This window comes from Serratia sp. X10 (assembly GCF_017811775.1).
GTDB lineage: Bacteria > Pseudomonadota > Gammaproteobacteria > Enterobacterales > Enterobacteriaceae > Serratia > Serratia ureilytica.
Genome location: NZ_JAEIOH010000005.1, coordinates 116,138 through 134,259, shown reverse-complemented (window position 1 = coordinate 134,259; position 18,122 = coordinate 116,138). Strand labels below are relative to the sequence as shown.

The window sequence follows — 18,122 nt, the reverse complement described above, 5'->3', positions numbered from 1 at the left end:
ACAAATAAAAAAGCACGCCGTCGGCGTGCTTTGGGTCGATAAGGCCGCGCTTATTGCGGATAAGGCACCCAATCGCCGCCGTTCAGGCGAATGTAAGGTTTCCCCTGATATTGCATCACGATGGCGTTGTCGTTTTCGGAGATGACCGGCGTCTGCGGCAGCCCCTGGGTCAGCGCCTGCCAGTCGACGCTGGATTCGCTGAAGACTTTGCCGTCCACCAGACGTGATACCAACTCCGACAGCGCCAGATAGCTGCTCGGGGTTTTGATCTGCAGCGGGCTGCCCTGATGCGGCGCCTTCATGCCGATCAGTTTGATGCCGACCGGCGTATGGGTGATGTTCGGGCTGGGGATATCGCGCAGGCCGGACATCTGCATCTTGTCACCCACTAACGCCGCCCCGTGTTCCGGCACGATCACTACCACCACTTTGCGGCCGGATTTTTCCAGCTGATCGAGGAAGGTGTTCAGCTGATCGAACAGCTTCTGCGCGCGCGGCTGATAGTCGGCGCTCTTGTTAGAGCCGACGAAGCGGTTGCCGTCGTGCAGCGGGATGACGTTGAAGAAGGTGGCGGTGCGGGCGTCTCCGGCTTTTTGCTGCTGATCCAGCCAGCGGGTCAGCAATTCCAGATCGTTATAAATCGGCTCGCCGTCGAACGACGTCAGCTCGTTGCCGACGCCGGCCTGCGACATCAGCGGCGCCTGCATATCACCCTGTTCACGCAGCTCTTTCAGGAAGTTGCCGAACACCCCGGAGTGATCGAGCATCAGCTGTTCCTTGAAGCCGAGCTTCGCCAGGTTGTCGAACAGGTAACACTGCTGGTTCACCGGCTGGTACAGATCGTGATGCGAAAGCTGGCCGCAGCTGGCGCGCAGCAACCGTATAGCCGCCGGGCCGCTGTAGGCGGTGGCCGAGTTGAAGCTGTCGAACATGATATCCATCTTCGACCACAACGGATGATTCTGCAGGTTGACCGCCTCCATATCGGCCCAGGCGAGCGAGCAGATGTTGATCACCAACAGATCGAACGGTTGGGCGTCGGCGGGCAAAGTGGCCGGGAACGCGGTGGCGCGGCCTTTTTCCCGCTCGTAGAACTGGTTCAGATAGGCCGTCAGGTTGGCGCTGGTCGGCGGCAGGCTGTCTGCGGGCGCATTATCTCCTGCCGTCGGCGCGGCCGTGGCCGGCGTGCCGGCGCCGCCGGCGGCAGCCGTGGAACTGGCGGGCAGCAGTGAGACCGCCGGCCCGGCGATGTTGACGATATTGAGCCACACCAGCGCGGCCACGGTGAACACCGTAACGCGCACCCACTGGGCGACGAACAGATAAGCGATAAGCAACACGAAGGCGGCGCCGACCATCTGCCAGTTGATAAAGCGGCTGACCAGCTCCAGCAGGTACTGGGCGCTGAAGCCGGCCAGCTGAGAGCCCTGGCTGAGAATGCTGTTGATGCCCGGCAGCCAGGTATCGTGGTAGAACAACGCGATGCCGATCGGGATGGCGAGGTAATGGCGCCAGCGGTGCAGCCGCGGCGAGGGGATCGGCATCAGCAGATAGGCCATGAACACCAGGTTCGGCAGCGCGTGGAAATTCAGGTAGCCGAACCACAGCAGGGCGAATTTCGCCAGAAAGTAGAGGTTCCAGCCACCCAGCCCGCGCCAGTAGCGCCACAGAGCGTTATCGGATTGCGTATTTGAGTTTGGATTCATGGCTGCTTCTTATGACGTTTAATCTGGGAGGATGAGCCTGTGCGCACCCATAAACCGGCGGATTTCAAATAGCGCGGCGATAACAACAGGTTTTGCCAGTATTGACGCAAATGCGGAAAACGCCGGTGAAAGGCGTAGCCCAGCGGAATGAAGACCAGCGCGCACAGCAAGATCAGTTGCAGGATGTCGTTAAGGTTCAGCATGCTTTTCCTCCTGCGGGCCAAGCGGCAGCGTGAAAGCGATCGGCTGGCGGCGTTCTGCGGGCTCTGCGGCCGTCACCACGGGGGGCGGCGGCGCGACGCCCGCGGCGCCGGTGGCGGTAAGCTGCCAGCGCCCCTGAGCCATGCGTTTGATTTCCGAGATGATATCGACATCCTGGTGCCACACCACCCGGTTGCTGAAGGCTTCATCCACCGGCAGGCGGAAGATGAACTTCAGCGCGGTGTTCAGATCGTTGATGCGGCAGGTGGAGAGGAACAGCACCAGGCGCCCCTGCACCACGGTCATCACGTCGCCGAAACGCCGCAGGTGGCACAGGGTCATCGCCTGTTCGGCGCGCAGGCCGGTGGCCGGGCGCAACGCCACCATCACGCCTTTGCCGTCCTCGGGCAGCAAGGTGTTGGCCATCAGCGAAAGCACCGCTTGGCTAAACGGTTCCGGCCGCATGTAGCCTTTCAGCTGCAGCGGACGCAGCCCGGCCAGCAGCGCATCGATGTCGGCGGGCACGTGACGTGAGAAGCGCTGCCCCTGGATGCCTTCAAGCATGGTCAGAAAACGCGACAGCGGCGCGACGTGCGGCACGATCAGGTTGGCGCCGCAGGCCAGCAGCAGCCGTTCGTCGCTGTAGCGCAGGCTGGCGCTCATCTCGCGCACCGCGATTTTCAGGCCGTTGCCGCGGCTGCGGCGCAGGGTGTGGATCTGGTGCGCCAGATGATCGATTTGGTCGCTTTGATACAATGCGAAAATCAACGTCGCCGAGAGTCTCAGCATGCCGTGCTGCGCCAGTTCGTCGTTGTTCTCCAACAGCTGCCAGTTGGCGGACAGCGGCGGCGCGCCTTCCAGGATGCTGCGCTCGGCCAGATACTGGCCTTCGTCGCTGCGCAAGGCGGTGGGGGAGGGCTGGCTATTTTCATCCTCGCCCTGCCAACCGCCTTCCGCCGCATACAGCGTCAGCAGCTGATTGGCGTTGATGCCGTTTTCGGTGCTCCACCAGTTCACCAGGTATTGCGCGCTGTCCTGCTGCCATTGCAGGCTGGACAGGCCGTTCAGGATGCGGTGCTGTGTGCTGAGCTGCCCTTTGAGCTTATTGATGCCGCCGCCGTGGCTGAGGATCAACAGCGTACACCCCTGCCGCCGCAGCCAGGCGGCGAGGGTGCGCGTCCATTCGCGCAGTTCTTCGGTGGTGAAGGTTTGCCACAGGCTGGCGTGGGCCAGCAGGATAAGTAAGCGGTTTTGCGGCCGCAGGGCGCGCATCAGATCGTCGCTCAACTGCGCCAGCGCGGCTTTTTTCTCCGGTAGTTGATACAGCGGCAGCTTCTGCAAAGCGGGCGCAGCCAGCTCGGCCAGCAGGCGATCGGGCTTGTCTCCGCTGCAGATCAGGGCGACTTTGTGGGTGGCCGGCTGGGCGGCGATGGCCTGGCGACACAACAGCGCGGCGTCGCTTTGCCTGTCGATATTGATCCAATAAAGCCCGGGGGCCTGCATCACCGACAGCTCTTCCCAAATCTGCCGAATGCCTAGAGAAAAAGAGTGCGCCATAGGATGTGTTCTACTTTCGTTGAAAGCCGACTAAAGGCGTTTATATTTAAAGATAGCCATTTTTACGCTGGCAATAACAAATCTCCGATGCTCTTCAATAATATTTGTTGAGAATCATCTTATTGCCTGTCTCTTTTTGTATCGTTGCTATAGTTAATTAACATAGCCTATTTTCGCCAAGGCGGAAGAATGAATAACGCACTCAGCCATTTTCGTGCAGCGGCGCCGGAGGAGAGCCAGGATGACCTGCAGGCGCTCAGCCAGGCTTTTTCATTACCAAAATTAAGCTATGTCGATATTTCGCGGCAGGAGCGGTTAACGCAAATGATGACGCGCTGGCCGCTGCTGGCCGAATTGGCGCAGAACGCGGGGAGCCACTGATCTATGCCGGCGATTGCGCTGCAAGGGTTACGGGGTGGAATGGGGACGACGTCAGTCACGGCGGCGCTCGCCTGGGCGTTGCGCCAGCTTGGCGAGTCGGTGCTGGCGATAGACTTTACGCCGGATAATCTGCTGCGCCTGCATTTCAATACGCCGTTCGAACTGGCGCGCGGCTGGGCACGCGCGGAACAGGATGGCGGCGGTTGGCGGGAAGGCGCGCTGCGCTATTGCGAAAACCTCGACTTTTTACCGTTTGGCCGCCTGAATGCGGCGGAACGGCTGGAAGTGCAACATCGGTGTCAGGCGCATCCCGATCGCTGGCGCGATAATTTGCGTCAGCTGATGGCCGGCGATCCGCAGCGCTGGATCCTGCTGGATGTTCCGGTCGGGGACGGCGTTTTGGCGCAGCAGGCATTGCAACTGGCCGACAGCGTGTTCGTGCTGTTGAACCCCGACGCCAACTGCCAGGTACGGCTCCATCAGCAGGCGCTGCCGCACGCAAGTCATTTCCTGATTAACCATTACTCTTCGGCCAGCCGGCTGCAGCAGGATTTGCATCAGCTGTGGCTGCAAACGCTGAGCGGCCTGTTGCCGGTGGTTATCCACCGCGATGAAGCGTTGGCGGAAGCGCTGGCGGCCAAACAGCCGCTGGGCGAGTACCGCCCCGAGAGCCTGGCGGCGGATGAAGTGCTGACGCTGGCCAACTGGTGCCTGATCAACCTCAAACGGGGCATTGCGCCATGAGTCGGGTGCTGAGCCTGCTGCTGGTGCCGCCGGTGCGTCAGGCGGTGCAGGCGCGCTACCGCGCCTATCGCCGCAGCGGGGCGTCGGCGCTGACCGCCTTTTTCACTACGCTGTTGGTGGCGCTGGGGTGGATGCTGCTGCGTTTGGAGTCACCGGCCTGGCGGCGCGTGCGCGCCGGCCGCGCTTATTGGTTCCCGCACCTGTCTGCCGAACGTCCGCGTCCGGCGGATGCGCTGCGCTATCTGCTGCAAGGGCTGTGGCTGCTGCTGTTCCGCAGCGGCCGCGCGCCGGTGCAGCGCGATTATTTCGCCGGTTGGCGGCGGCTGCAGCAGCGCTATGCCGATTGGCTGCAGGGCTTGCCGCAGCGGCTGAAAAACGCCGGCGTGGAACAGCGCTCGGTAGAGCGACTCGGCCGCATGAACCGCGGATTACGGCGCGCGCTGTTCATTCTGGTCGGCGTGCTGGCGGCGATCCTCGCCATGCTGTGCATCTCGCAACCGTTCGATCTGTCGGCGCAGTTCGTGTTCGTTCTGCTGCTGTGGGGGATCGCGATGGTGGTGCGCCGGGTGCCGGGGCGCTTGCCTGCGTTGATGCTGATCGTGCTGTCGTTGACCGTCTCCTGCCGTTACCTGTGGTGGCGCTATACCGCCACGCTGAACTGGGACGATCCGCTCAGCCTGGTCTGCGGCCTGCTGTTGCTGGTGGCGGAAACCTACGCCTGGGTGGTGTTGGTGCTGGGCTATTTCCAGACTATCTGGCCGCTTAACCGCCAGCCGGTGCCGTTGCCCGAAGACAGCGCCACCTGGCCGACCATCGATCTGATGGTGCCGACCTACAACGAAGACCTCGGGGTGGTGAAGCCCACCATCTATGCGGCGCTGGGCATCGACTGGCCGAAAGAGAAAGTGAACATCTATATCCTTGATGACGGCAATCGCCCCGAGTTCCGGGCGTTCGCCGCCGAGGTGGGAGTGAAGTACATCGCCAGGCCGACTCACGAACACGCCAAGGCCGGCAACATCAACAACGCGCTGAAGCAGGCCACCGGCGAGTTCGTGGCGATTTTCGACTGCGACCACGTCCCGACGCGCTCCTTCCTGCAGCTGACCATGGGGTGGTTCTTCAAAGACAAAAAGTTGGCGATGCTGCAGACCCCGCACCACTTCTTCTCGCCGGATCCGTTCGAGCGCAACCTTGGCCGCTTCCGTCAGACGCCCAACGAGGGCACTTTGTTCTACGGGCTGGTGCAGGACGGCAACGACATGTGGGACGCCACCTTCTTCTGCGGCTCTTGCGCCATCCTGCGCCGCAGCGCGCTGGACGAAATCGGCGGCATCGCGGTGGAAACCGTCACCGAAGACGCCCATACCTCGCTGCGCTTGCACCGGCGCGGGCATACCTCGGCTTATATCCGCATTCCGCAGGCCGCCGGGCTGGCGACCGAAAGCCTGTCGGCGCACATCGGCCAGCGCATTCGCTGGGCGCGCGGCATGGTGCAGATCTTCCGGCTCGACAACCCGTTGCTTGGCAAGGGGCTGAAACTGGCGCAGCGCCTGTGCTACGCCAACGCCATGCTGCACTTCCTGTCGGGCATTCCGCGGCTGATCTTCCTCACCGCGCCGCTGGCGTTTTTGCTGTTGCATGCCTACATCATCTTCGCGCCGGCGCTGGCGATCGCGCTTTACGTGCTGCCACACATGATCCACGCCAGCCTGACCAACTCGCGCATCCAGGGGAAATATCGCCATTCATTCTGGAGCGAAATCTATGAAACGGTGTTGGCCTGGTATATCGCGCGGCCGACGACGGTGGCGCTGTTCAATCCGCACAAGGGCAAATTCAACGTGACCGCCAAGGGCGGGCTGGTGGAGGAGGAGCACGTCGACTGGGTGATCACCCGGCCTTACATGTTCCTGGTGGTTCTTAACCTCGCCGGGCTGGCGTTCGGCGCCTGGCGGCTGGCCTATGGCCCGACGGACGAGGTGATGACGGTGATCATCAGCCTGGTGTGGGTGCTGTACAACATGACCATTCTCGGCGGCGCGGTGGCGGTGGCGGTGGAAGCCAAACAGGTGCGTCAGGCGCACCGCGTGGAGATCGCCATGCCGGCGGCGATCGCGCGTGCCGACGGCCACCTCTACCCCTGCACGCTGCGCGATTACTCCGATGGCGGCGTGGGCATCGAGATGCGGGTGGCGGACACGTTGAAAGAGGGCGACAAGGCCTCGCTGCTGCTCAAACGTGGCCAGCAGGAATACAGCTTCCCCTGCGTGGTGACGCGCGCCTTCGGCAACAAGGTGGGGGTGCGCCTGCTCGATCTCGGCACCCGTGAACACATCGATTTTATTCAGTGCACCTTCGCCCGCGCCGATACCTGGGCGCTGTGGCAGGACGGGTTCCCTGAAGACCGGCCGATAGAAAGCCTGCGCGACGTGCTGGCGCTGGGCTTCCGCGGCTATGTGCGCATGGCGGACTACGCGCCGCCGCTGGTGCGCGGTCTGCTGGTCGGGGTCACGTCGCTGACCGCCTGGGTAGTGTCGTTTATTCCGCGCGGCGTCGGCAGGGATCCGACCTTGGGTCAACAAGAAACCGTGGGTTAGCTGCGAGTTCAACCGCCCGCTCACTCGCCCGGTGAACAGGCTCCAACATTGATGATGATACGATGACGAGAAAAATAACCTGGTTAACTGCTCTGGCCTTAGGCATCAGCACCCTGTCGCAGGCCGAAACCGCCACCGCGCCGACCGTGGCGGCCCAGCCGCCGATCGCCGCGGCGGCCGATACGGCGACCGCGCCACCGCCGGCCGCCGCGCCGCAGGATCCGAATGCGCCGGTGCGCGACGTGTCGCTGCCGTTCGCGCAGATAGCGCCGCCGCCGGGCACCTTTGTTCTGCGCGGCACCCGGCCGGACGGGCAGATCGAATTCGGCGTGCGCAGCGATGAGGTGGTCTCGCAGGCGATGCTCGACCTGGAATTTACGCCGTCGCCGGCGCTGATCCCGGTCGAGTCGCACGTCAAGGTCTACCTGAACGACGAGCTGATGGGCGTAACCACGATCGCCAAGGAGCAGTTGGGCAAGCCCAATCGCATCCAGATGGCGATCGATCCGCGCTATATCACCGATTTTAACCGCGTCCGGCTGGTGTTCGTCGGCCATTATCAGAACATCTGCGAAAACCCGGCCAGCACTTCGCTGTGGCTCGACGTCAGCAAATCCAGCGCGCTGAAGCTGCGCTTCCAGACGCTGCCGGTGAAAAACGAGCTGTCGCATTTCCCTGAGCCGTTCTTCGACAGCCGCGACAATCGGCCGCTGACGCTGCCGATGGTGTTCGCCGGCCAGCCGGATCTGGCCCAACAGCGCGCGGCGGGCATTCTGGCTTCCTGGTTCGGCAGTAAGGCGCAGTGGCGCGGGCAATCCTTCCCGACGCTGTACAACGCGCTGCCGACGCAGCACGCGGTGGTGTTCGCCACCAATAAGCAGCGCCCGGATTTCCTGCGCGATTACCCGGCGGTCAACGGCCCGACGGTGGAAATGATCAGCCATCCCGACAATCCGTACGTCAAACTGCTGCTGATTCAGGGGCGCGACGACAACGATTTGATCACCGCGGTGAAAGGCATCGCGCAGGGCGACATCCTGTTCCGCGGCCAGAACGTGACGGTGGACAAGGTGGAACAGCTGGCGCCGCGCCAGCCTTACGACGCGCCGAACTGGGTGCGCACCGATCGGCCGATGACCTTCGCCGAACTGCAGCAATACGCCGAACAGCTGCAAACCAGCGGCATCGAGCCCGGCCCGATTTCGCTGACCATGAACTTGCCGCCGGATCTGTTCCTGATCCGCAGCACCGGCATCGACATGCACCTCAAGTATCGTTATACCGCGCCGCGCATTCAGGACGGTTCGCGGCTGAGCGTCAGCCTGAACAACCAGTTTGTGCAGGCTTACTCGCTGGTGCCGGAACACGAGCAGGGCGCGCAGCTGCTGCGCCTGCCGTTGACGCAGGGGCTGCTCGATTCCGACAAGAACGTCAGCATCCCGGCGCTGCGGCTCGGGGCTACCAACCAGCTGCGTTTTGATTTCGACTACACCACGCTGCTGGCCAGCGGCGCGGAAGGGCGCTGCGAAACCTACTCCTTCACGCAAAACCACGCGGTGATCGATGGCGCTTCCACCATCGATTTCTCCGGCTACCGCCACTTTATGGCGATGCCGGATCTACGCGCCTTCGCCAACGCCGGCTTCCCGTTCAGCCGCCTGGCGGATCTGTCGCAAACGCTGGTGTTGGTGAACCAGAACCCTCAGCCGGCGCAGGTCAGCGCGCTGCTGAACGCGCTGGGCGTGATCGGCGCGCAAACCGGCTACCCGGCGCTGGCCTTCACGCTGAGCGACGACTGGTCTCAGGCCAAGGATCGTGACGACGATATCCTGATGGTCGGCACCATTCCGCAGGCGCTGCGCGACGACAAGAAAATCAGCCTGCTGGTGGACGCGACCCAAAGCTGGGTGAAACAGCCGACGCGTCAGCCGCCGCTGCCCAGCTCGGAAGTGCTGGCGGAGGATACTCGGCCGGACAGCAAGACCACCGTCAGTTCCGAGGGGGCGATGTCGGCGATCATTGGCGTGCAGTCGCCGTTCAACGACCAGCGCAGCATCGTGGCGCTGTTGGCGGACAGCCCGCGCGGCTATGAGCTGCTGAACAATGCCCTGCTGGACAGCGGCAAGCGCGCCGCGGTGTTCGGCTCGGTGGCGGTGATCCGCGAATCGGGGGTCAACAGCCTGCGCGTCGGCGATGTTTACTATGTCGGCCACCTGCCTTGGTGGGAGCGGCTTTGGTATGCCCTCTCCACCCATCCGGTCCTGCTGGCGGTGCTCGCGGTGGTGCTGGTGGTGATCCTGGGGCTGATGCTGTGGCGCGGCCTGAAGGCCTTCAGCCGGCGGCGTCTGGCGCCTGAAGATCGGGATTGACGGCGGTGAACGCGATGCTGCAACGCCTGTCGCTCGGCATGCTGATGCTGTGCGCTTTCAGCGCGGCGGCGGCCTGCGAATGGCCGGGCTGGCAACAGTACAAGCAGTTCTACATCAGCCCGCAGGGGCGGGTGATCGATCCGAGCAGCCCGAACAAAATCACCACGTCGGAGGGGCAGAGTTACGGCCTGTTCTTCGCCCTGGTGGCCAATGACCGGCCGACCTTCGACCAGCTGTTGACCTGGACGGAGAACAACCTGGCGGCGGGCGATCTCAGCGCCCGTTTACCCGCCTGGCTGTGGGGCGAGGGCGACGACAAGCAGTGGAAGGTGCTGGACGCCAACTCGGCGTCGGACGCCGATCTGTGGATCGCTTATAACCTGCTCGAAGCCGGCCGCCTGTGGAAAAGCCGGCGTTATCAAACCCTGGGGACGCTGCTGTTGCAGCGCATCGGCCGCGAGGAAGTGGCCGACATCCCCGGCTTGGGGCTGATGCTGCTGCCGGGCAAAGTCGGGTTCGTGGCGGAAGATCGCTGGCGGCTGAACCCCAGCTACCTGCCGCCGCAGCTGTTGACGCGTTTTGCGGCGCTGAACGGCCCGTGGCGCGCGATGCGCGAGATCAATCAGCGGCTGTGGTTGGAGAGCGCGCCGCACGGCTTCTCGCCGGACTGGGTGGTATGGCGGGTCGGCGCCGGCTGGCAGCCGGACACCGTCAAGCCGAACGTCGGCAGCTACGACGCCATTCGGGTCTATCTGTGGGCCGGCATGCTGGCGGACGACGATGAACACAAGGCGGCGCTGCTCAAACGCTTCCAGCCGATGGCGCAGCTCACCGCCAGCCAGGGCGTGCCACCGGAGAAAACCGATACCGCCAGCGGCAAAACCACCGGCGACGGCCCGGTCGGCTTTTCCGCCGCGATGTTGCCGATGTTGGCGGCGCAGGCCGACGCGCTGGCGGCCCAGCGGCAACGGATCGGCGAACACCCGCCGGGTGACGACGCCTATTTCAGCGCCTCGCTGACGCTGTTCGGCCAGGGGTGGGATCAACAACGTTATCGCTTTAATCGTCAGGGTGAATTGCAACCCTCGTGGGACGGCCAATGCACAACTTCAAAATAAACTGGCTGAATTTGATTCCGCTGAGTCTGGCGATGCTGCCGCAGGCGCGCGCTGCGGAGGCCGTGGCGCCGGAGCAGTGGCTGCTGGAGCAGGTGCGCATTGGCGAGGCCGGCAACAAGGACGATCTGGTGCGCCAGTCGCTGTACCGGCTTGAGCTGATGGATCCGAACAACCCGGACGTGATCGCCGCGCGCATGCGTTTGGCGCTGCGGCAGGGCAACATGGCGCTGGCGCAGCAGCAGTTGGACAAGCTGAAAACCCTCGCGCCGCAGTCCAGCGCTTATCGCCAGGCGCAAATGAACATGCTGCTGACCCAGCCGGAAACCCGGCAAAAGCTGCAGCAGGCCCGCCTGATGGCGACCGCCGGCCGGTTGCCGGAGGCCAAGGCGCAGTACGATGCGCTGTTCCACGGTGAGCCGCCGACGCTCGATCTGGCGGTGGAATACTGGCGGCTGGTGGCGCGTTTGCCGGGGCAGGAGGCGAAGGCGTTAAAGCAGCTGCAGGCGCTGGATCAGCAATATTCCGGCAACGTGGCGCTGCGCATGTCGCTGGCGCGCATGCTGTTCAGCCAGCATCAGGACGCGCAGGCCTATGAACTGCTGCAGAAGATCGCCGCCGATCCGGCCGGGCGCGGCGATGCCGCCGATCTGTGGTTGGACAAGGTCAAAGCGATGCCGGTCAGCGCGCAGAGCGTGGCGGCGCTCAACCGTTTCCTCGGCGTGTTCGACACCGGCGATCAGGCGACCAGCGCCCGCGAAGAGCTGGCCAGACAGCAGAAACTGTTGGCCGATCCGGCCTATCAGGCGCGGGTGCGTGGCCTGGCGCAGGTGGATAAAGGCGGCAGCCGGGCGGCCATTCCGGAATTGCAAAAGGCGTTGGCGGCGACGCCGAACGACGCCGAGGTGCTGGGCGCGCTCGGCCAGGCCTATTCGCGCGCCGGCAATCGCCCACAAGCGCTGAAGCTGTTTCGCCAGGCGCTGGCAGCCGACAAGAACGGCTACGACAGCGGCAAGTGGCAAAGCCTGATCAAGAGCACCGGCTACTGGCTGGCGATCGACGAGGGCGACAAAGCGCTCAAGGCCGGCAATCTCGCGCTGGCCAGGCAGAAATATCAGCAGGCGCGTCAGCTCGACGACAGCGACGGCGACGCGTTCATCGGCCTGGGCGATGTGGCGGTGGCGAGCAAGGATGACGCCGCGGCGGAAGGGTTTTATCGGCAGGCGCTGCGGCGCGATCCCGGTAACGGCAGCGCGCTGCGCGGTCTGGTGAATATCTATCAGCGCCAGTCGCCGGAAAAAGCGCTGGCCTACCTTAATGAGCTGCCAGGCAACCAGCAGGCCAAGCTGCGCAGCACTCTCGATGGGCTGCGGCTCGATATGCTGAAACAGCAGGCGGAGGCGTTAGCGGCGCAACAACAGTGGCGGCAGGCGGCGGAAATCTATCGCCGCGCCCAGCCGTTGGATCCCGACGACGTCTGGCTGACCTACCGCTATGCCCAGGCGCTGCGCCAGGCCGGACAGCCGCAGCAGGCGGACGCCTTATTCCGGCAGCTGGCGCAGCGCCAGCACGCCAATCCGCAGTTGGTCTACGCCTATGCGCTCTATCTTTCCGGCAGCGATCGCGACCGGCAGGCACTGATGCAGCTCAATACGCTGCCGGCGGCGCAGTGGAACGACAACATGCGCGAACTGGCGCAGCGGCTGAAAATGCAGGCGACGATCGCGCATGCCGAAGGGCTGCGGGCGGCCGGTGACGAACCGGCGGCGGAAGCCTATCTGCGCCGGCAGCCGGCGGACACGCGCATTGACTTGCTGCTCGCCGACTGGGCGCTGGCGCGCGGGGAGTATGCGGCGGCACTGGACGACTATCAGCGGGTGAAACGCCGTGAACCGAACAATCCGGATGCGCAGTTGGGCGAGATCGAAGCCTATGTGGCGCAAGGGGATCTGGCAGCGGCGCGCCAGCGGCTGAAAACCGAACCGCAGCCGCAAGACGCTTCGCTCAACAGCCAACGGCGGGTCGCCAATGCCTGGGGCGCGGTCGGCGATGCGCAGCAGGCTACCGCTATCTTCGACCGACTGAAAACGGCGGCGACTTCAGAACCCGCGGGGCAGACCAAGGCGCTGATCTACCGCGACGCCGCCCGTCTGGAGCGGGCTCAGCAACAGCCTGAGCGGGCGCAGCAGGATTACCGCCAGGCGATGGTGGCCGGCGGCATCACGCCGACGCTGCCGCAGGACAATGACAGCTACACCTATTTGACGCGCAATAATCCGGGCGACGACTGGCTGAAACGCGGCATCCGCTCCGATGCCGCGGATTTGTATCGACAGCAAGACGTGAACGTCACGCTCGATCACGATTACTGGCGCTCGAGCGGCACCGGCGGCATTTCCGACTTCAACGCGCACGACACCATGCTGCAGGTGGATATGCCGCTGTATGACGGGCGCGCCTTCTTGCGCACCGACACCGTGCAGCTGGATGCCGGCCGCTTCTCGACCGACGGCAGCGGCAAATACTACGAAACCTTCGGCACCTGCCACACGCAAGGGTGCCGCGGCGATGAACACCAGAAAACCACCGGCACCAGCGTGGCGGCCGGTTGGAAAAACGATCGCTGGGCCGCCGATATCGGCACGACGCCGATGGGCTTCGAGGTGGTCGACTGGAGCGGCGGCCTGGCCTACAGCGGCGACTGGAACCACATCGGCTGGACGCTGGCGGCCTCGCGGCGGCCGATCTCCAGCTCGTTGCTGGCGTTTGGCGGCGCCAAGGATCCGAATACCGGCACTACCTGGGGCGGCGTGCGCGCCACCGGCGTCAGCCTGAGCGCCAGCTACGATCGCGGCGAGGCGAACGGCGTGTGGGCCGATCTCAGCGCGCACCAGATCACCGGCAAGAACGTGGCGGACAACCAGCGGCAGCGGTTGATGGCCGGCTATTACTACAAGCTGATCAACGAAGACAATCGCCGCCTGAGCGTTGGGCTCAATACCATGCTGTGGCACTACCAGAAAGACTTGAGCGGCTATTCGCTGGGACAGGGCGGCTATTACAGCCCGCAGCAATATCTGTCGCTGTCGCTGCCGGTCAACTATCGTCAGCGCACTGAGAACTGGTCGTGGGAGCTGGGCGGTTCGGTTTCGCTGTCGCATTCGAAAACCGACAGCCAGCGCCGTTATCCGCTGCAAGGCCTGATCCCGGATTCACTGCCTGATAAGTTCGCCGTCGAGGACGGCAGCGCCTCGAGCGGCGTCGGTTATACCCTGCGGGCGATCGTCGAACGCCGTCTCAGTTCGCACTGGACGCTCGGCACCGGCATCGATATTCAGCAGGCGAAGAACTATACGCCGAGCCACGCGTTGATTTATCTGCGTTATTCTCTGGCCGGCTGGCAGGGGGACCTCGATTTGCCGCCGCAGCCGCTGACGCCGTATGCCGACTTCAAGTAACCGGGAGGAGAGAGATTCAGAGTGTCGGACACCGGGGAGTTTTGTTACCCTGTGTCCGGGTCGTGTTTGTTCGCTCTAGGAAAAGACTGAAACCCGCGATTTTCTTGGTTATGCCTGCGGCATAGCCGGATAAAAACAGCCGATGATCGAGTATACTCAGCCCGGTTCGAGGGGGCGGGTGAGAGTCAGCCCCCTTTTTGTTTCAGCCCGATTTTACGGAGAGCAGGTTTGCGGGTCAGGCGTTCGTTAACGATTAAGCAGATGGCGACAGTGTCCGGCGTGGCGCTGGTCACGATCTGTATCTTTATCGTGATTCAGTTGTTCCATTTTGTGCAGCAGCGCAGGGATGACTACGCCCAGCAACTGGAGAATATCGCTCACTCCGTACGCCAGCCGCTGGCGGAAGCGGTGCTGCGCATGGACGTGCCGGAAGCCAAAAAGGTGCTGAATACGCTGTTGCCGGTCGGCATTCTGAGCCGGGCGGATATCGTCTTGCCGAACGAGTTTCAGGCGCTGCACGCCAATTTCCCGCCGGAGCGGCCGGTGCCGACGCTGATCGCCCGGCTGTTTGAGTTGCCTATCCAAATTTCCGTGCCGCTCTATTCGCTGGAACGGGTGCCGGCCAATCAGCAGCCGCTGGCCTACCTGGTGCTGCAGGCCGATTCGTTCCGCATGTACCAGTTTATCCTCAGCATTTTGTCGACCATGCTGTCGACCTACCTGCTGCTGGCGCTGATCCTGTCGGTGTCCATCACCTGGTGCATGAACCGGCTGATGGTGCATCCGCTGCGCGCGATGGCCAAAGAGCTGGAAAACATCTCGCAGGACGAGGCGCCTTATCACCAGCTGATGCTGCCGGCGCTGCACCAGGACGACGAGCTCGGCCTGCTGGTGCGCAACTACAACCGCAATCAACAGACGCTGGCCAAGGCGCATGCCGACATGAGCCGCCTGAGCACCCGCCACCCGGTGACCGAACTGCCGAACCCGGCCTTGCTGAACGCGTTGCTGGAACAGCATATCGCCTCCAGCCTGCGCCCCGAGCGTTTTAACCTGCTGGTGATCGGCATCGAGACGCTGCATGAAGCGTCGGGCGTGATGAGCCCGGCGATGCGTGAGGCATTGCTGTTGGCGCTGGCGAAGAAGCTGCGCGGCTGCATTGACGAAAACGGCGTGCTGGCACAGCTGAGCAATACCGAATTCGCCATCCTGGCCAAGGGCATCGAGCGGCCGTTCCACGCCATGCAGCTGGCGCGGCGCATCATGGCGGAGATCAACGCGCCGTTGACGCTGGAAGGCCTGGCGCTGCGGCCCAACGCCAGCATCGGCATCGCCCACTACCTCAATCAGGGGGAGAGCGCGGAACAGCTGCTGCGCAGCGCCACCTCGGCGATGATGTCCGCGCATCGCGAAGGGAAAAATCAGATCCTGTTCTTCGAACCCAGCCTGACGGAGCGCACGCAGAAGCGATTGACGCAGGAGAGCGAGATCCTGCACGGCATTGAGCAGCGGCATTTCACGCTGTTCCTGCAGCCGCAGATCGACATGCAGTCCAACGAGGTGATTGGCGCAGAAGCGTTGCTGCGTTGGCAGCAATACGACGGCAGCTATACCCTGCCGGCCGACGTCATTCCGCTCGCGGAAGAGCTGGGCGTGATTGTGCCGCTCGGCAACTGGGTGCTGGAAGAGTCCTGCCGTATCCTGGCGGACTGGCAGCAGCGCGGCATTGCGCTGCCGCTGGCGGTCAACGTTTCCGGCATTCAGATGCAGGACGAGGCGTTTGTTCCGCATCTGAAAAATCTGCTGGCGCAGTATCGGATCGATCCGCGCAAGCTGCTGCTGGAGATCACCGAGACGGTACGCATCGACGATCTCGACCGCGCGCTGGCGCTGCTGCGCGAGCTGCACGATCTGGGGCTGTCGATCGCGCTGGACGACTTCGGCATGGGTTACTCCAGCCTGGAGTACCTGAACCGGTTGAAATCCCTGCCGATCGATTTGATAAAAATCGACCGCAGTTTCATTCAGGGGCTGCCGGCCGACGATGCAATGGTGCGCATCGTCAGTTCAATCTCCGAAGTGCTGGCGTTGCCGGTGATGGCCGAAGGCGTGGAAAACGCCGAGCAGCGCGACTGGCTGCTGAAGCACGGCATTCGCAGCGGGCAAGGGTTCCTGTTCGCTCGGCCGCTGCCGCGTGAAGCGTTCGAAACCGAGTTTTGCCGCGCGGCGCCGTGAGCGCCGCGTTACCTTTCCGGTACTTTTCCCCGTCCGAAAATCGCTATTCTCCTCATACCTCTTTTGCGTTAGTGCAAACAAAGGCTTACGCAATTTTCAGCTTTGCACCCCGACTGACGCGTTTCAGCTCTTAAATTCACATCAACCCTGAGGAGTGGGTGCAACAAATTATTTCCATGTTGTTAAGTGGGTGTTATTTTCCGCGCAAGCAATGAACAGGCTGGATTTTTAGACTGCCGCCTGGTGCGTGTCTTCCCCCCATAGGATGTTCATATGAAAACAACAATTTTTAAGAGCCTCTATTTTCAGGTGCTGACGGCGATCACGCTGGGTATCCTGCTTGGCCACTTCTACCCTGACCTCGGCGCCCAGATGAAACCCTTGGGCGATGGCTTCGTCAAACTGATCAAGATGATTATCGCCCCGGTGATTTTCTGCACCGTGGTGACCGGCATCGCCGGCATGGAAAGCATGAAGGCGGTGGGGCGCACCGGCGCCATCGCGCTGCTGTATTTTGAAATCGTCAGCACCCTCGCGCTGATTATCGGCCTGGTGATCGTCAACCTGGTGCAACCGGGCGCTGGCATGAACGTCGATCCCGGTACGCTGGACGCCAAAGCGGTGGCGATCTACGCCGAGCAGGCGCAGCAGCAGGGCATCATTCCGTTCCTGCTGGACATCATCCCCGGCAGCGTGATCGGCGCGTTCGCCAGCGGCAACATTCTTCAGGTGCTGCTGTTCGCGGTGCTGTTCGGCTTCGCCCTGCATCGTCTGGGCGACAAAGGGCAGCTGATCTACAACGTGATCGACAGCTTCTCGCGGGTGATTTTCGGCATCATCAACATGATCATGCGCCTGGCGCCGCTGGGGGCCTTCGGCGCCATGGCGTTTACCATCGGTAAATACGGCGTCGGCACGCTGGTGCAACTCGGCCAGCTGATCGTGTGTTTCTATATTACCTGCATCCTGTTCGTGGTAGTGGTGTTGGGCAGCATCGCCCGCGCCAACGGCTTCAGCATCTTCAAATTCGTCAACTACATCAAAGAAGAGCTGCTGATCGTGCTGGGAACCTCGTCGTCCGAATCCGCGCTGCCGCGCATGCTGGATAAAATGGAGAAGTTGGGCTGCAAGAAATCGGTGGTGGGCCTGGTGATCCCGACCGGATACTCCTTCAACCTGGACGGCACCTCTATCTACCTGACCATGGCCGCGGTGTTTATCGCTCAGGCGACCAATACCCACATGGATATCATGCATCAGATTACCCTGCTGGTGGTGTTGCTGCTCTCCTCCAAAGGGGCGGCGGGCGTGACCGGCAGCGGCTTTATCGTGTTGGCCGCCACCATCTCCGCCGTAGGCCACCTGCCGCTGGCCGGCCTGGCGCTGATCCTCGGCATCGACCGCTTTATGTCGGAAGCCCGCGCGCTGACCAACCTGGTGGGCAATGGCGTGGCGACCGTGGTCGTGGCCAAATGGTGTAATCAGCTGGATGAGAAGCAGCTGAAAGACACCCTGAACAACAAAAACACCGGCGCGGACAAAACGCTGCCTTCCGCCTGATTTCGGCGATAAATCACCGGCCGCATCCGCGGCCGGTGAGCTTCTTCCCCTGCCTCGTAACGATTTTTTGCATTAAAAACCCCGCAATCTATTATTTTTCACTCTAATGAGTGACATCCGCAAAGGCGCGCGGTCTAACACGATGGTACACTTTCTGCTTTCCGCCCCACCGTGAAACTCAGGGCGTATTTTTATG

11 protein-coding genes are annotated in these 18,122 nt (G+C 62.8%); 8 read left to right on the top strand and 3 right to left on the bottom strand.

What is annotated here, in order from left to right:
- Nucleotides 1-50 precede the first annotated feature (50 nt).
- The 3 genes from bcsG to bcsE are packed head-to-tail and all read right to left on the bottom strand — an operon-like array spanning nucleotide 51 to nucleotide 3,464.
- Complete coding sequence (gene bcsG / locus J9788_RS17650) at nucleotides 51-1,706, bottom strand: cellulose biosynthesis protein BcsG (RefSeq protein WP_033645057.1); 1,656 nt, start codon at nucleotides 1,704-1,706, stop codon at nucleotides 51-53.
- Nucleotides 1,703-1,909, bottom strand: a complete 207-nt coding sequence (gene bcsF, locus J9788_RS17645; protein ID WP_033645228.1) for a cellulose biosynthesis protein BcsF — start codon at nucleotides 1,907-1,909, stop codon at nucleotides 1,703-1,705. The genes bcsG and bcsF overlap by 4 nt, the downstream gene beginning before the upstream one ends.
- A complete protein-coding gene (bcsE, locus tag J9788_RS17640) occupies nucleotides 1,896-3,464 on the bottom strand; it encodes a cellulose biosynthesis protein BcsE (RefSeq protein ID WP_182265638.1) in 1,569 nt (522 codons plus the stop codon). The genes bcsF and bcsE overlap by 14 nt, the downstream gene beginning before the upstream one ends.
- 189 nt (nucleotides 3,465-3,653) lie before the next feature.
- On the opposite strand from bcsE, the gene bcsR reads away from it, so the two are divergent.
- The 8 genes from bcsR (at nucleotide 3,654) to J9788_RS17600 (ending at nucleotide 17,926) form a co-directional block, all read left to right on the top strand.
- Nucleotides 3,654-3,845 (top strand): cellulose biosynthesis protein BcsR, encoded by a 192-nt coding sequence (gene bcsR, locus J9788_RS17635; protein ID WP_182265639.1) that lies wholly within the window; start codon nucleotides 3,654-3,656, stop codon nucleotides 3,843-3,845.
- Between the two features lie 3 nt (nucleotides 3,846-3,848).
- Complete coding sequence (gene bcsQ / locus J9788_RS17630) at nucleotides 3,849-4,589, top strand: cellulose biosynthesis protein BcsQ (RefSeq protein ID WP_033645054.1); 741 nt, start codon at nucleotides 3,849-3,851, stop codon at nucleotides 4,587-4,589.
- Complete coding sequence (bcsA, locus tag J9788_RS17625; RefSeq protein WP_182265640.1) at nucleotides 4,586-7,189, top strand: UDP-forming cellulose synthase catalytic subunit; 2,604 nt, start codon at nucleotides 4,586-4,588, stop codon at nucleotides 7,187-7,189. The genes bcsQ and bcsA overlap by 4 nt, the downstream gene beginning before the upstream one ends.
- A 62-nt stretch (nucleotides 7,190-7,251) precedes the next feature.
- Nucleotides 7,252-9,558 carry a cellulose biosynthesis cyclic di-GMP-binding regulatory protein BcsB gene (gene bcsB, locus J9788_RS17620; protein ID WP_046898821.1) on the top strand — a complete coding sequence of 769 codons (2,307 nt, stop codon included), beginning with the start codon at nucleotides 7,252-7,254 and terminating at the stop codon, nucleotides 9,556-9,558.
- A gap of 5 nt (nucleotides 9,559-9,563) precedes the next feature.
- Complete coding sequence (gene bcsZ, locus J9788_RS17615) at nucleotides 9,564-10,676, top strand: cellulose synthase complex periplasmic endoglucanase BcsZ (RefSeq protein WP_080350234.1); 1,113 nt, start codon at nucleotides 9,564-9,566, stop codon at nucleotides 10,674-10,676.
- Nucleotides 10,658-14,131, top strand: a complete 3,474-nt coding sequence (gene bcsC / locus J9788_RS17610) for a cellulose synthase complex outer membrane protein BcsC (protein ID WP_182265641.1) — start codon at nucleotides 10,658-10,660, stop codon at nucleotides 14,129-14,131. Before bcsZ ends, bcsC begins: the two co-directional genes overlap by 19 nt.
- Before the next feature lie 228 nt (nucleotides 14,132-14,359).
- The gene (hmsP, locus tag J9788_RS17605) at nucleotides 14,360-16,366 is read left to right on the top strand and encodes a biofilm formation regulator HmsP (protein WP_042783438.1); all 2,007 of its coding nucleotides are present in this window, start codon (nucleotides 14,360-14,362) and stop codon (nucleotides 16,364-16,366) included.
- Between the two features lie 273 nt (nucleotides 16,367-16,639).
- The gene (locus tag J9788_RS17600; RefSeq protein ID WP_033645049.1) at nucleotides 16,640-17,926 is read left to right on the top strand and encodes a dicarboxylate/amino acid:cation symporter; all 1,287 of its coding nucleotides are present in this window, start codon (nucleotides 16,640-16,642) and stop codon (nucleotides 17,924-17,926) included.
- The last annotated feature ends 196 nt before the right edge of the window (nucleotides 17,927-18,122 follow it).